This window comes from Micromonospora sp. SYSU B005 (genome assembly GCF_055362685.1).
This window is the reverse complement of sequence record NZ_JAXCFU010000003.1, coordinates 323,919-338,116: the sequence shown is the minus strand read 5'-3', so window position 1 is coordinate 338,116 and position 14,198 is coordinate 323,919. Positions and strand designations below refer to the sequence as shown.

The window sequence follows — 14,198 nt, the reverse complement described above, 5'->3', positions numbered from 1 at the left end:
CCCCGCCCCGCCCCCCTGCCCGCCGACCGGCGGCACGGTCAGACCGGGAAGTGCGGGTTCCCCGCCGTCAGGCGGATGGTGAAGCCGGTCGCGTCCCTGTGGTACGTCACGTGGTCGCAACTCTGGTGGCTGATCCACAGGCCCAGACCACCGTCGGAACCGTCGCCCGCCGGCAGCAGCCCGGCGAACGGGTCCTTCGGGCCGGTCCCCCGATCGTGGACGGTCACCACGATCCGGTCCGGTGCGCGCCACAACCGCAGGCACACCGGCGGCTCGCCGTGGCGCAGCGCGTTGCTCACCACCTCGCTGACCGCGATGACCAGGCCGTCCAGGCCGTCGGGCGGCAGCAGGCCACGGTCGGCGGCGCGCACCTCGGCTCGCGCACGGGCCGGCGTCGGGTCGACCAGCTCGACCAGCGGCACGGTCCGCTGCACCGGGTCCGGGGGCGCCGGCCGGAACTCGGTCAGGTAGCTCGTCGGCTCGGTGTAGAGACCCGCCGCCTCGTGCCTGCCGTCCGGCCGCGCCACCAGCGGATGGGTACGCGCCACGTCGGCGAGCACACGCGGCGGCGTGCCCCGGCGGTCGTAGGCGCAGATGCCCCAGAGCGGGAAGTCGTCGTAGGCGTGGTTGATCGCCGACTCGTAGCGCGCCCACCAGTCCCAGGTCGCGCCGAGCAGCACCGGCGGCAGCTCGCCGACCATCCGGATCTGCGCCGCCCCCGCCGCCACGTACGAGGCGAGCAGCTCCCGGTAGGAACGCAGCGCGACGCTGGGCCGGGCGTAGACGTCGCTGACCGGCAGGAACGTGACCTCGGCGCCGGTGGGCAGCGCCCGGCGCACCAGCTCGGCGTTGCGCTCGTCCAGGTTCACCGCCGTCGGCTCGCCCGCCGCGATCCCGTCCAGCAGGAACGGCAGCGCCACCGCCAGCAACTCCTCGTCGGAGTCGTAGACGAACGCCTCGTGGAAGTAGCCCACGTGGCCGAAGGCCGCGCCGCTCCTCATCGGACGACCTCCACCCGTACCTCCGACAGACTGAGCAGGTCGACGAGCCGGGCCGGGGCGCGGCTCGGCGTGCGCAGCACCGCGACGGCGTCGTGCCGGCGGGCGTGGTCGCGCAGATGCAGCAGGCTGCGGTGGTCGACGAAACGCAGCTCGGCGGCGTCGAACACGACCCGGCCCGCCACCGGCCGCGGGTCGGCCCGCTCCAGCGCGGCGGCGAAGTCCCGGTGGTTGGACGGGTCCAGCTCGCCGGCCAGCGCCACCACCGAGTCGCCGTCGCCGGCGTGCAGCCGGAACAGCACGTCCGCGTTCGTCACCGAGTGCAGGCAGGCCAGCTCGGCGATCGCCGCGTCGTCCAGCTGCCGGCGGTCGTAGGCGCACACCGCCGACATCGGCCGGTGCCGCATCCAGTGGTCGATCCGGTGCTCGTAGCGGGCGAACGCGTCCCGCTGGGCCGGGCTGCGGACCAGGCTCGTCGCCTCCGCCAGCACCCGCAGGCCGGTGTGCCCCGCGGTCAGCGCCTCGGTGGTGGCCCGCACGTACGCCTGGACCTGCCGGTCGGGATCGACGATCTCGTCGTGCCGGTACGCCTCGCCGACGGGAACCAGCCGTAGCGCGTCCCGCCGGCGCGCGGCGTCGACCCCGGGAACCGAGGCCAGCCAGCCGGTGACGGTGGCGCGATCCTCCGGACAGACCACCCATACCTGCTCACCGGCGGCCAGACCCGCGCTTACCTGCTCGACCGTCAGCGCGCGCAGCACGGCCGGGTCGTCGTAGGCGAGGCAGCCGTGGGTGTAGCCCGGGTACGTCACGCTCCCGCTGGTCACCGACTCCGCCTCATGGGCCCAGTCTATGCCGGGCCCACCTGGAGATCGCGCCAGGCCGTGGCCTCGAGCGGCGGGTCACCCAGCTCGAACTCGGCCCAGTTGTTCCAGTACGCGATCGCGTCCACGTCGTTCTGCTGCCGCAGCCAGGTGACGTGCTCGCGGATCGTCCGCGCCCGGCCCGCGCCGGTGGTGTCCGCGGCGATGCGGCTCAGGCCGTACTCGGGCACCAGCAGCCGGATCCCCGGGTACGCGGCGCGCACCTTGCCGAAGGCCACGCCGAACATCCGGGAGGCGGGCCAGTACGCGGCGGTGTCCCGGGAGTAGCAGTCCACGCCGTAGTGGGTCATGCCCGGGTAACCCCAGTCGGCCGGGTTGCCGCGCCCCTCGTCGAGCCAGTAGCGGGTCACGATCGGGCCGTGCCCGAGCACCCACCGCCGGTTGCGGTGCGCCGCCAGTATCTGCGTCACCCGGCTCGCCGTCGCCCGGTACGTGGCGGGGGTCACGTCGCCCATCGGCTCGTGGTACCAGGTCAGGTAGATCGGGCGGTTCACGCCGTCGAGCCAGCCGGCCAGCTGCTCGACGTCGTCCTTCCAGCTGACGTGCATGACGGCCGAGGGCGCGTCGGCGAACTTGCCCGCGTTCAGCGGGGGCAGTTCCGGCAGCGCGTCCGCGTCCGGGCCGTCCGTGCCGAAGTCGCGCATGTAGCGGATGCCCGGGTAGTCGGCCACCGCCCGCTGGGTCCGGGCGCCCTTCTCGGCGCTCATCCCGACCAGCAGCGGCACGGTCAATGTGGCGGTGCCCGTGCCGGTGCGGCCGGCGCCGTCACGCGCCGTCGCGGTCAGCGTCACCGTGCCCCGGCCGGCCAGCACGGTGACTGTGAAGCGGCCCGGTTCGGTGCCGCTCGGTGTGACTGTCACCCCTGGCGAGGCGCCGGCGAGCTGGATGGTCAACGGGACGCTCAGGTCCACCCGGACCGGGCTGTCCCAGGTGACGCCGGTGGGGTCGCTGACCCGGCCGGCGAGCGTCAGCAGGCGCGAGTCGGGGTGGTAGGCGTCCACCCGGACGGTGGTCGACTGCCCTGGTAGCAGGACGGTCTGGTCGGCGGTGACGGAACGGACGACGGGTGCGGCCATGAGGCTCTCCTTCGACGTGCTTCGCTGCCGCTCCGGCCGCACGTCTTCGGGTGGCCAGAATGGCTCTGACCTGCGCTTTTACCAGCTTGCGTCGGTTCGGTCCCGATCGTCAGGGCGGCCGCAGATGGCGCGAAACCCGGTCGCCGCCGCGCTGTCCCGCCCGCATCCTGGTCCGATGCCGATCATCGTGCGGGACCTGCGCGTGCCGGACTGGCCGCAGCTGTGGCCGATGCTGCGGGACATGGGTGTGGGCGACGACCCGCCGGAGGCCCACCGGCTGCGGTTCGCCGCGCTGCTCGCCGACCCCCGCTGGGCGCTGCTCGGTGCCATCGACGCGGGCGGGTTGGCCGGGTACGCCGCCGCCCAGGACCACGGCCCGCACCTGCGTTCCGGTGACGCGCACCGCACCGTACGCCTGCACGACCTGTACGTCGTTCCGGACCGGCGGCGTGACGGGGTGGGCCGTGCCTTGTTCACGGCGGTGCGGCGCTGGGCCGGCGGGCGGGCCCGGCACCTGGAGTGGCAGGCCCACCACGAGCGGGCGGCGCCGTTCTACGAGCGGCTCGGTCATCGGGGCGACCCGTGCCCACAGCCGGACTACCCGACGTTCCTTCTCGACCTCACCGGAACCGACCCTCGCCTTCCCTTGACGTGACCGGCCCGCCGCCGCTGCCCCCGCCCAAGATCGACACCAGTTCGGGGAGGTGGCTGCATCCGAGGTGGCCTGATGCCGCCATTTCCCCGAACTGGTGTCGATCTTGGGGCGGGGATGTCGCCACTTCAGCGAGATGGTGTGGACCATGTCCCCTGGATTCCGAGGGTCGGCCCAGTGGTGGAGGTGGGGAGGGGTGCGCGCTGGCGGCTGGTGAGGTCTGGCTGTTGTCCGCGTGACGGCGATGGCCCTCGCGTGCTGTCGACCTCGTGATCGACACCAGTTCGGGGAGGTGGCTGCATCCGAGGTGGTCTGATGCCGCCATTTCCCCGAGCTGGTGTTGATCATGGACGAGGATGGCGCCACTTCGGGGAACTGGTGTGGATCACGGGTGTGGAGGGGGCTGCTTGGCTCGGGGGCGCGGACAGGGTGGTGTCGAGCGGGGGCGTCCTCCGTGCGGACAGGGCCATGGTCGACACCAGGTCGGGGGGAGTGGGCGTGGAGCTTGGTGGGGAGGGGGTCAGGGGAGGGGGTGGGAGATGTCGCGGGCGTGGTCGGCCACCGCCGCGCCGACCACCGTCGCGGTCAGCGGAAGCACCTCCAGGCAGCGACGCACCGCCGCGCCCATCAGCGGGTTCGGTACCCGCATCGACAGCGTGCAGTGCGGCACCCAGCGGCCCGGGCGGTAGTGCTCCACCACCTCGACGCCGGCCCGCGCCAGCCGCTCGTGCACGGCGGCGTGGTGCGCCAGCAGTTCGGGCGTCGGCGCCGGCCCGAGCCAGAGGACCCGCCCGACGAACTGCCCGGCGTGCTGGAACTCCAGCCGCAGCGGCGCGGCCACCACGGTTCCGGCGAGCGCCTCGGCGACGCGGTGCGGGTCCAGGCGGGGCGCGACCGCCAGCGAGACGTGCGGGCGGTGCCGCTGCGCCAGCAGGGACCGCATGCTCGGCACCCCGTCGGACTCCAGCAGGTCCCACAGCACCCGGATCCGCCGGGTGGCGTCGGTGTCCAGATACAGCTCCAGCGCCGCGACCACGCGATCACCCTAGAGGCGGGGCCCGCGCCGAGGTTTGCCGGGCACGCTGGGCGGTACTGCCCGAGGGGACGGCAGAAGACGGCAGGGGAGTGAGGGACACGTGGACGCGACGGACGTGCTGACCGAGGCGTACGGGCGGTTGCCCGATCTGGTCGCCGGGGCGCTCGACGGGCTCGACGCGGCCCAGCTGCGGCGGGCGCCGGCCGACGGGGCGAACCCGGTCGGCTGGCTGGTCTGGCACCTGACCCGGATCCAGGACGACCACGTGGCCGACGTGATGGGGGAGCCGCAGCTGTGGGCCACCGGCGACTGGGCGGCGCGCTGCGGCCTGCCGCCGGACCCCGCCGACACCGGCTTCGGGCACGGCCCGGAGCAGATCGCCGCGGTACGCCCCGAGAACGGCGCTGTGCTGCTCGACTACCACCGGGCGGTGGTGGACCGGAGCCTCGCGTACCTGCGCGGCCTGCGCCCGGCCGACCTCGACCGGGTGGTGGACGAGAACTGGGATCCGCCGGTGACGCTCGGGGTGCGGCTGGTGAGCGTGCTCGACGACGACCTCCAGCACGTCGGGCAGGCCGCGTACGTGCGGGGACTCATCCTGCGCTGAGCGCCGCGCCGGCCCGGCGCAGCGCGAGCAGCACCCGGTCGGCGGTGGCGTCCCCGGTCGTCGGCATGGCCGCAGGGATACCCGCCGCGCCGCCCCGCCTCACCCGGTTCGGGTGAGTTCGCCTCACCCGCGATGCGGGGACGCTGCGGGACGAGCGGCGCCGGCCGCGACCACCGACGAGGAGGGCCCGATGAGCGTCTCGGCCGTGGAACACCTGACCCGGGGAACCGCCGGCCGGCACCCGGAGCTGCCCGAGACCACCTCCGGCACCATCCGCCTGGACCTGCGCGACGACGGCCGCACCGAGCACTGGTACCTGACCATCGACCGGCAGGACGTCCGGGTGGACCGCCTGGCCGAGGAGGCCGACCTGGTGGTCGGCGCGAACCGCGAGGTGTTCGACCGGATCGCGGCGGGGCGCCTGCACCCGGCCGCCGCGCTGCTGCGCAACGACCTCGCCGTGCAGGGCGAACTCAAGCTGCTGATGACGCTGCGCCGGCTCTTCCCCGGCCCGCCGGACGCCCGGGACCCCCGGGACGTGGCCGGCGCCCGGGTGGCGGCCCGATGAGGCAGGAGCTGGTCCATGTCCTCGCCGGCAACGCGTTCGCCGTGAGCGACGCGCAGGGGGACATGGAACGCGACCCGTCCGCGCCGATCGGCCTGTTCTCGTTCGACACCCGGTTCCTGTCCCACTGGGTGCTCACGATCGACGGCGAGCGGTTGCACGCGCTGTCCCGCGACGACCTGACCTACTTCGAGACCCGCTTCGTGCTGGTGCCGGGCGCGGCCAGCCACTACGTGGACGCCGACGTCTCGGTGATCCGGCACCGCTCGATCGACGAGGCGTACCACGAGAGCCTCACGGTGCTGAACCACTCGGCCGAGCCCGCCGAGTACACGGTGCGGATGGAGATGGCCGGCGACTTCGCCGACACCTCCGAGATCCTGCGTCCCGGCCCGCGCCGCCCGACCGTCATCCCCGAACCGGAGCAGCGGCGGCTGCGGATCCGGTACGAGCGTGGGCGGTTCACCCGGGAGACGTGCGTCTCCAGCACCGTCCCGGGGGAGGTGGACGCGCGCGGGATGACCTTCCGGATCCGCGTCGAGCCGCAGGGCAAGTGGCAGGTCGACCTGCACGTCGCCATGGTCATCCAGGGCGCCGGCGGGCGGGACCTGCGGGCCGGCATCGAGTCGCACCGGCAGCACGTCCGTCAGGACATGCGCGACGACCTCGAACGGTGGTACGACCGGGCGCCGCACCTGGTCGCCGACCGGCCCGGGCCGGCCGCCGTGTACCGGCAGGCCCTGACCGACCTGGCCGCGCTGCGCCACATGCCGCTGGCCTACAGCGAGCGGGTGCCGGTCGGCGGGATGCCCTGGGCGATGGCGCTGTACGGGCGGGACGCGCTGATCACCTGCCTCCAGACGCTGCCGTTCACGCCCGAGCTGACCCCGGGAACGCTGCACATGCTGGCGATGGCGCAGGGCGGCCGGCTAGACGACCGGCACGAGGAGGAACCCGGCAAGATCGTCGCCGAGCTGCGGTACGGCGAGGCGGCCGCGTTCGACGAGCAGCCCACCGCGCTCTACTACGGCGCCGCCGACACCACCCCGCTGTTCGTGATCCTGCTCGACGAGTACGAGCGCTGGACCGGTGACACCGACCTGGTCCACGAACTGCGGCACCCGGCCCGGATGGCGCTGGACTGGCTGACCCGCTACGGCGACCAGTGCGGCGACGGCTACCTGCGCTACCAGCCGCGCAACACCGACACCGGGGTCGCCAACCAGACCTGGCGCAATTCGCCGGCGGCGATCGTCGACCGGCACGGCGTGGAGCCGCCGTACCCGCGCGCCACGTGCGAGCTCCAGGGGTACGCGTACGACGCGCGGATCCGGGGCGCCCGCCTGGCCCGGGAGTTCTGGGGCGACCCGGCCTACGCCGAGCGCCTGGAGGCCGACGCGGCGCGCCTGCGGGAGCGGTTCGATCGGGACTTCTGGCTGCCGCAGCGCGGCTACTACGCGCTGGCGCTCACCCCGGACGGTGAGCCGGTCGACGCGCTCACCTCGCACCTGGGGCACCTGCTGTGGAGCGGCATCGTGGCGCCGGAACGGGCCGACGCGCTGGCCGGGCACCTGCGCGGGCCGGACCTGTTCTCCGGCTGGGGCGTGCGCACCTACGCGCAGGGGCAGCGGCCGTACAACCCGGTCGGCGCGCACCTCGGCGCGGTGTGGCCCTGGGACAACGCGATCGTCGCGGCGGGGCTGCGGCGGTACGGCTACGACGAGGAGGCGGCCGACATCGCCGCCAGCGTGTTCGCGATGGCGGAGACGCTCGGCGGATCGGTCCCGGAGACGATCGCCGGCTACCCCCGCGCGCTGACCAAGTACCCGGTCCAGTTGCCGGAGGCCGGGCGACCGCAGTCGTGGGCGTCGAGCGGGTTGCTGATGCTGCTGGCGACCATGCTGGGGCTGCGCCCGTGCGGCGAGAACCTGCTGGTGAACCCGGCCGTTCCGGCCGGCTTCGGGCGGATCGAGCTGCTCGACGTGCCGGGCCGCTGGGGGCGGGCCGACTCGTACGGCCGGGAACGCGGCGCGGGCCGCCGGATCCGCGCGGGCGGGCCGGCCCGGCGCGCCGCCTGATCCGCCGGGCCGCTCAGGCCGAGCCGGTGGTCTCCCGCTGGACCACCGGCGGCTCCTCCGGCCCGGCCGCGGCCGGCGGCTCCACCGCGCCGGGCGCGGCCGCCGGGGTCGCCGGTTCGGCGCGCCCGGCCCGGGCGAGCAGCCGGTCCACGCCCACGAACAGCAGGCCCAGCAGCCAGAACACCGTGGCGAACCCGACCGCGCTGACCGCCACCCCGTCGTAGCCGAGCTCGCCCGCGTCGATGAACGGGTACGGGTACCTGTCCACGACCAGGCCGCGTACCAGCGCGAACCCGAGGTATCCGAGCGGGAACACCAGCCACCAGGCGGCGTACCGGGGGCGCAGCCGGCCGCGCCTGTCGAACAGCGCCCAGTCGGCGACCGCCAGCAGCGGCACCACGGTGTGCAGGAACTGGTTGCCCCACCACTCACCCGGTTGCCGGTCCGGCTGGGCCATCGCGAACGGGCTGGCCGGGTTGGCCAGCACCAGGTGGTAGACGGTGCCGGTGATGGTGATGTAGAGGGTCACCGCTCCCTTGAGGGCACTCGGCGGCTCGGGCCGGTGGCGCAGCGCGCACCAGGCGGCGTACCCGGCGACGACGCCGACCGCCACGTTGCTCTGGATGGTGAAGTACGGCAGCAGGCCGGTCACCGTGGCCGGGCCGAGCGCGGTGAGGACGATGCCGGCCAGCACGGCGAGCACCACTGCCACGCGGAGGAGGATCGCCGACAGGCGACGCCGGGGGGTCACGCGGGCAAGTTACCAGCCGGTCGTCAACCGGCCCGCCGCCCGGGCGGGGTGCCCGACGGCGGCCCGGCGTGCTCCGGCGCGGGGACGTCCACGCCCGGCGGTCCGCCGGACGGGCGGACCGGGTGCGCGGTCCGGCCGCCGCCTCGCCCGCCGCCGGCCCGGCCCGGCGGATCGTCGTCGCCCAGCAGCCCGGCGCAGTAGTCCGGCACCCGGTCGTGCCCCCCGGCGGCGGTGACGAGATCGCTGAAGGCGGGTGTGGCGAGGGCGCGTCCCCGGTCCGGCTCGGCGAGCGCCCGGTACGCGACGCACAGTCCCGGCGGTGCGGACGGCTGCGGTGTCCCGGGGCCCGGCGAGCCGGCCGGCCGGGCCGGACGGGTCTCCGGCGCGGGCGGCGCGGTACCGATCGGAGGTGCCGCCGGTCGTGCGGCGCGCGGCAGGTTTCCGGTCGCGGCGAGCGCGACACCACCGGTGAGGGACGCGGCGAGCCCGGCCACCGCCACCCGGACACCGAAGCGGACACGGCGGCGACGGCGCATCCGCCGGGCCGACCGGTACGCGGCGACCGCTGCCGCCTCGCCGTCGAGCTCGCCCGCGCCGGGTGCGGCCCGGACCGCGGCCAGCACGGCGAGCAGGGCCGGCGGAGCGGACGGCGCGTCGCCGGAATAGCCGGCGAGCAGCCGCTCGACGGTTTCCTGGTCCAGACCGGATGCGTCCATCTCGTGACCCTCAGCGCCCCGACCCGGCCCGGCGTCACACGCGGTCGGCGCGAAGCCCCGGTGAGGCCGGTCACCCGATGCCGGTCCGCCCCCGGAGAGGGCATCTCCGGTTGCCGATGTCCGGCGGTCGCGGTGAACTGAATTACATGGGTGTCATCAAGGTGGGCACGTCGTCCTGGGCCGACCAGATGCTGGTCCGCTCCGGCTGGTATCCGCGCGGGGTCAACACGCCCGCCGGCCGGCTCGGCTGGTACGCGGAGCGGTTCGGACTGGTCGAGGTGGACACGTCGTACTACGCCGTGCCGGCGCCGGAGACCACGGCGGGCTGGGCGGCCGCGACGCCGGACGGGTTCACCTTCGACGTCAAGGCGTTCCGTCTGTTCACCGGCCACCACACCCCTGTGGACGCGCTGCCCAAGGACCTGCGCCCGGCCGGCGGCCCGAGCCGGATCCGCTGGCGCGACCTGCCCGCCGGGGCGTACGACGAGGTGTGGGACCGGTTCCACGCGGCGCTGGCGCCGCTCGCGGCGGCCGACCGGCTCGGCGCCGTGCTGTTGCAGTTCCCGCCGTGGCTGGCCCGCGGCGAGGCGGCCCGGCGGCGGATCCTGGACGCGGCCCGGCGCTGCCGTCCCTGGCCGGTCACCGTCGAGCTGCGGCACTCGTCCTGGTTCGACGGGGACGCGATGGCCGAGACCGTGACGTTCCTGCGCGAGCACGATCTCGGGTACGCCTGCGTGGACATGCCGCAGGGGCACGTCTCCTCGGTGCCGCCGGTCCTGGTCGCCACCACCGACCTGGCCGTGATCCGGTTCCACGGGCACAGCACGGCCTGGGAGAGCGGCGACAAGCAGGAACGGTTCCGCTACGCCTACGGGGAGCGGGAGCTGCGGCACTGGTCGGTGCTGCTGCGCGAACTGGCCGACCAGTGCGCCGAACTGCACGTGCTGATGAACAACTGCTGCGGCGACCAGGCCCAGCGCGACGCCGCCCGCCTGGCCGACCTGCTCGGCGTCGCCCCCGCCGCCGCGCGCGCCTGACGTTTCCGCAGCCGCCGTCCGGGTACCGCCGGAGGCATGGACGACAGCGAAGGGGGATCGGTGCAGAAGCGGCGCGACGAGGACGAGCGGGATCCGCGGGCGACCCGGGAGGCCGAGGAGGCGCACGGCGGCAGCATGGCACCGGGCCTGGTCGACGACACCGGGCACCCGGTGGCCGGGTCGCCGGTGCCGGACAACGAGCCGTCCGCGCTCGGCGACCCGGATGAGGACGGCACCGGCTCCTGATGGCTCAGGGACGCGTCTCCGGACGCATCCCGGTCGCCTCCTCCAGCGCGTTGTCGCCGAGGTCGCCGTCCGCCCTGTCGTCCGGGAACGTCCGCCCCGACGGGGCGGGATCCGGCGGCGCGCCCGGCCCGGCCTCGGCCGTCCGGGTCGGCTCGACGGATCCGAACCCGTGCCGGCCCGCCTTCGGCCCGCCCGGCCCGGCGCCCGCCGCCCGGCGCTCACCGCGCCGCCCCTCGGGTACGGCGGTCTCCTCGCTGCCCTCGTTCATCGGGTCGTGCTCTCCCGCGCCCCACGGCGGGTCGGCGTCGAAGCCGTCGGTGGTGCCCCACGGCGCTGCCGACTCCGGCCCACGCCCGTCACCCGGCCGGTCCCTGCTGGTCATTGTCACCTCGCCTGGCTGCTGATGTCCGTGCCGTCCGCCTGCGGACGGCCTGTCCCGGTGCACCGCGCGGCCGGCGACCCACCCCGATGTGGGTCGTCGGCCGCGCGGTGGTCAGCGGCTCGCCCCGACCAGGTGACGGCCGGCCGCGCCCACGGCGGCCACCTTGCCGATGTTCTTCGGCGCGGCCATCAGCCCGCCCGCGCGGTCGAGCATGCCCCGGAACACCTGGCCCGGCTTCTGCTGCTCGCCCATGTACGCCGACACCACGACGAGCGCGCCGGTCAGCGCCGGAACCGCCCACTGGAGCAGCTTCATCTGCCGCTGACTGGCGGCGACGTTCGCCGGGGTGTGGTGGTTCGGTTCGGTGGTCCCCTCGACCGGCGGCCCGCCGGCCTTCTCCAGCCGCATGCCTACCAGCCGGCTGTAGCCGGTCACCGCCAGCGCGCCGACCGTCAGCGCGGTCTTCACCGCGCTCATCTTCCCCACGCCCGCCTGGCGGGCCATCCGCGGGCTCTCGGTGACCAGTTCACCGACCGCGCCGGCCAGGTGCGCGCCGATCGCCGCCGCGTTCACCGGTGTCCACCGCGCCCATCCGGCCGAGGCCACCGGCAGCCGCTCGGTCGTGTCGTTGATCCGCGCCGCCGCGCCGTTCACGCCCAGCGCCCCCATCAGGGAACCGCCGAACCAGGCCGCCAGGCCCAGGTCGTGCATCGAGCGCAGCGTGGTGTGCCGTTCTGACATCAGATCCCCCTCCGCCGTGTTCGGGCGGTGCGGCATACCCACGATCGGGCGACTCACGCCCGGGCGTGGCTCACCGGCGGGGGAGCGTGTCCGCGAACGCGGCGATCCGGGCGGCAAGCGGCGCCGACGCGCGTACCCAGGTGAAGTGGTCCAGCCGCGCGCCCGCCTCGGCGGCCGTGTAGCGGTGCCGCGTCACCGGCGCCGCGGTCAGCTTCCCGCAGAGGTGGTCGAGCGTCTCGTGCGGCGTGTACTGGTCGTCGTCGACGCTGACCGCGAGCACCGGCGTCCGGATCCGCCGCACGGCGGCCTCCGTGTCCACGCCGTCCAGCGCCGGGAACCGGCCGGTGCGGGCGGTGTGCGCCCAGTCCCGGATCACGCCGCGTGCCTGCCGGCCGCCGAAACCCCAGCCCGGCCAGACGCCGAGCAGCCGCGCCGTCGCCGCGATGGCCTGGGTGTACGGCAGCACACCCCACCCGCGCAGGCCCGGGTACGTCCGCCACCACGGCAGCCCCACCGCCACCAGGGCCAGCCCGTCCACCCGGTCGTCGTCGTCCAGCGCCTGGTGCAGCACCGCCACCTGCCCGCCCAGCGAGTGCCCGAGCAGCAGCCGGGTGCGGCCGTCCAGCCGGGGCTTGAGCGCGTCGAGCACGGCGCCGACGTCGGCGGCCATCTCCTGGTAGCCGTACCGGCAGGCGCGCGACGGCACCGGGGTGCTCTCGCCGGTGCCGCGCAGGTCGGCCACGATCACCGCGAGCCCGGCGTCGCGCAGCGCGGCGGCGAACGGCCGGTAGTAGCGGGCGCGTACGCCCATCGCGGGCCAGATCAGCACCACCGGCGCGCCGGGCGGACCGGTCGGCTCCGGGTAGACCTGCACGCCGATGCGCGCGCCGTCGACGTCCACGTACTCCTGGGTGTAGTCCCCGCTCACCCGGATCAGGGTACGGCCCGAACCTTACCGGTGGGTAGCAAGGGGTCGCCTCACGCCACCGCCGGTGCGGGCCGGGCCGCGTTCGTCAGCGCGCCGTAGACCGCGACGAGCTGCTCCGCGCAGCGCCTCCAGGAGTACCGGCTGCGGACGCGGTCGAGCGCGGCGGTGGCGTACGCGAACCGGCGCACGTTGTCGCCGAGCAGCCGGCGTACCGCGGTGCCGAGCGCGCGGGGGTCACGCGGCGGCACCAGGTCGCCGGTGAGCCCGTCCACCACGCTGTCGGCGATGCCGCCCACGTTCGCGCCGATCACCGGCACGCCGCAGGCCATGCCCTCCAGTGCGGTGAGCCCGAACGGCTCGTACCAGGGGGCGGCCACGAGCACGTCCGCCGACCGGTACCAGGCGGCCATCTCCTCGCGCGGCACGCCGCCGAGCAGCCGTACCCGGTCGGCCACGCCGCACGAGTCGGCGAGCGCGGACAGCCGGCGGGCGAACGTGTCGGCGGGCAGCAGGTGGCCCGGCGGGCCGCCGACCACCACGCACTCCGCGTCCGGCACCGCCGGTAGCGCCCGGACCACGTCCAGGAAGCCCTTGCGTTCGACCATCCGCCCGACGGTGAGGATGCGCGGGCGGGCCGGGTCGCGGGGCGCGACCGGGCCGTCCGGGCGGAACACCGCCTCGTTGACGCCGGCCGGCACGAGCGCCATCCGGGACCGGGGTACGCCCATCCGCACCAGTTCGGCGACCTCGTCGGAGCACTGCACGACGACCCGGTCCACGGCCCGGCCGAGCGCCCGCTCGTAACCGGCGCGCCCCGGTGGACTGGTGTCCCGTACGCCCTGGTGGCGACGCTTGACGGTGCCGAGCGAGTGGTACGTCAACACGGTCGGCACGCCGGTGCGACGGCTCGCGTGCACGGTGGCCAGCCCGCTCATCCAGAAGTGCGCGTGCGCCACGTCCGGGGTCCAGCCGCCGCGCCGCCAGGTGTCGGCCAGCCGGCTCCCGAACTCGCCCGTGTACGGCAGCAGGTCGTCCTTCGGCATCCGCCGCGCGGGACCGGCCGGCACGTGGCACACCTGGTAGCCGTCCGGCGCGTCGACCGCCTCGGGCAGCTCGGGGGAGTCACGGCGGGTGTAGACGCGGACGTCGTGGCCGGCAACGGTGAGCGCGGACGCGAGTTCCGCCACGTGCGTGTTCTGGCCGCCCGCGTCCTCCTCGCCGGGGGCGGCGAGCGGGCTGGCATGCTGGGAAATCATCGCGATGCGCATGTTCTCGTCCTCCAGGATCCGGTCCCAGTCGGCGAGGAAGCGGTCCGGACCGGACCGCTTCCCCGCCACTCGCGTGCCCGTGCGCCGAGTCGGTACGCGGCGTCGGCGTCCTCGGTCAGCCGGCGCGCCGCCGCCACGAGCGTGTCGACGCGGGTGGCCGGCGCCCCGGCGTCCGGTGGGGCGGCGTCCACCGCTTCCGTGGTGGCCGGAGGATCGCGTTGATGCCGGGGATG

The 14,198-nt window shown here is 75.1% G+C and carries 16 protein-coding genes; 6 read left to right on the top strand and 10 right to left on the bottom strand.

The features are described 5' to 3' along the window. Positions 1–38 precede the first annotated feature (38 nt). From SM452_RS10745 to SM452_RS10735, 3 genes are read right to left on the bottom strand one after another with little or no spacing between them, the layout of a single operon-like run. Positions 39–1,001, bottom strand: coding sequence for an anti-sigma factor RsbA family regulatory protein (locus tag SM452_RS10745; protein ID WP_262012172.1), 963 nt, complete (start codon positions 999–1,001; stop codon positions 39–41). Then, the gene (locus tag SM452_RS10740) at positions 998–1,825 is read right to left on the bottom strand and encodes an MEDS domain-containing protein (RefSeq protein ID WP_262012173.1); all 828 of its coding nucleotides are present in this window, start codon (positions 1,823–1,825) and stop codon (positions 998–1,000) included. Before SM452_RS10740 ends, SM452_RS10745 begins: the two co-directional genes overlap by 4 nt. A gap of 23 nt (positions 1,826–1,848) precedes the next feature. Next, the gene (locus SM452_RS10735) at positions 1,849–2,958 is read right to left on the bottom strand and encodes a hypothetical protein (protein ID WP_355513336.1); all 1,110 of its coding nucleotides are present in this window, start codon (positions 2,956–2,958) and stop codon (positions 1,849–1,851) included. 175 nt (positions 2,959–3,133) lie between these two features. Here SM452_RS10735 and SM452_RS10730 point away from each other — a divergent pair, with 175 nt between their 5' ends. Further along, on the top strand, positions 3,134–3,613 hold the full coding sequence (locus tag SM452_RS10730) for a GNAT family N-acetyltransferase (protein WP_262012176.1): 480 nt from the start codon (positions 3,134–3,136) through the stop codon (positions 3,611–3,613). A 517-nt stretch (positions 3,614–4,130) separates the two neighbouring features. Here SM452_RS10730 and SM452_RS10725 read toward each other — a convergent pair. Next, entirely contained in the window at positions 4,131–4,646 is a 516-nt protein-coding gene (locus tag SM452_RS10725; protein ID WP_145752617.1) for a 2'-5' RNA ligase family protein, read from the bottom strand. Positions 4,647–4,746: 100 nt separating this feature from the next. Between SM452_RS10725 and SM452_RS10720 the strand changes: the two genes are divergently transcribed. The 3 genes from SM452_RS10720 to SM452_RS10710 all read left to right on the top strand — a co-directional run bounded on the left by SM452_RS10720 (position 4,747) and on the right by SM452_RS10710 (position 7,896). Beyond that, positions 4,747–5,253, top strand: a complete 507-nt coding sequence (locus tag SM452_RS10720) for a mycothiol transferase (RefSeq protein ID WP_355513340.1) — start codon at positions 4,747–4,749, stop codon at positions 5,251–5,253. A 190-nt stretch (positions 5,254–5,443) separates the two neighbouring features. Next, the gene (locus tag SM452_RS10715; RefSeq protein ID WP_262012178.1) at positions 5,444–5,821 is read left to right on the top strand and encodes an SCP2 sterol-binding domain-containing protein; all 378 of its coding nucleotides are present in this window, start codon (positions 5,444–5,446) and stop codon (positions 5,819–5,821) included. Further along, the gene (locus SM452_RS10710) at positions 5,818–7,896 is read left to right on the top strand and encodes an amylo-alpha-1,6-glucosidase (protein ID WP_355513343.1); all 2,079 of its coding nucleotides are present in this window, start codon (positions 5,818–5,820) and stop codon (positions 7,894–7,896) included. Before SM452_RS10715 ends, SM452_RS10710 begins: the two co-directional genes overlap by 4 nt. A 13-nt stretch (positions 7,897–7,909) precedes the next feature. On the opposite strand, the gene SM452_RS10705 is transcribed toward SM452_RS10710, so the two are convergent. Continuing rightward, positions 7,910–8,647 (bottom strand): Pr6Pr family membrane protein, encoded by a 738-nt coding sequence (locus SM452_RS10705; protein WP_262012180.1) that lies wholly within the window; start codon positions 8,645–8,647, stop codon positions 7,910–7,912. 23 nt (positions 8,648–8,670) lie between these two features. Further along, on the bottom strand, positions 8,671–9,363 hold the full coding sequence (locus SM452_RS10700; RefSeq protein ID WP_355513346.1) for a hypothetical protein: 693 nt from the start codon (positions 9,361–9,363) through the stop codon (positions 8,671–8,673). 146 nt (positions 9,364–9,509) lie between these two features. Here SM452_RS10700 and SM452_RS10695 point away from each other — a divergent pair, with 146 nt between their 5' ends. Together SM452_RS10695 and SM452_RS10690 are read left to right on the top strand one after the other, a co-directional pair. Next, on the top strand, positions 9,510–10,400 hold the full coding sequence (locus SM452_RS10695; protein ID WP_262012182.1) for a DUF72 domain-containing protein: 891 nt from the start codon (positions 9,510–9,512) through the stop codon (positions 10,398–10,400). Positions 10,401–10,436: 36 nt separating this feature from the next. Continuing rightward, on the top strand, positions 10,437–10,646 hold the full coding sequence (locus tag SM452_RS10690) for a GTPase activator (RefSeq protein ID WP_262012183.1): 210 nt from the start codon (positions 10,437–10,439) through the stop codon (positions 10,644–10,646). A 4-nt stretch (positions 10,647–10,650) separates the two neighbouring features. On the opposite strand, the gene SM452_RS10685 is transcribed toward SM452_RS10690, so the two are convergent. The 4 genes from SM452_RS10685 to SM452_RS10670 form a co-directional block, all read right to left on the bottom strand. Then, positions 10,651–11,028, bottom strand: a complete 378-nt coding sequence (locus SM452_RS10685; RefSeq protein ID WP_463839814.1) for a hypothetical protein — start codon at positions 11,026–11,028, stop codon at positions 10,651–10,653. A 111-nt stretch (positions 11,029–11,139) separates the two neighbouring features. Beyond that, entirely contained in the window at positions 11,140–11,769 is a 630-nt protein-coding gene (locus SM452_RS10680; RefSeq protein WP_194800869.1) for a hypothetical protein, read from the bottom strand. Positions 11,770–11,839: 70 nt separating this feature from the next. After that, positions 11,840–12,697, bottom strand: coding sequence for an alpha/beta hydrolase family protein (locus tag SM452_RS10675; RefSeq protein WP_463839813.1), 858 nt, complete (start codon positions 12,695–12,697; stop codon positions 11,840–11,842). Positions 12,698–12,747: 50 nt separating this feature from the next. Beyond that, the gene (locus SM452_RS10670; RefSeq protein WP_463839897.1) at positions 12,748–13,965 is read right to left on the bottom strand and encodes a glycosyltransferase; all 1,218 of its coding nucleotides are present in this window, start codon (positions 13,963–13,965) and stop codon (positions 12,748–12,750) included. Positions 13,966–14,198 lie beyond the last annotated feature (233 nt).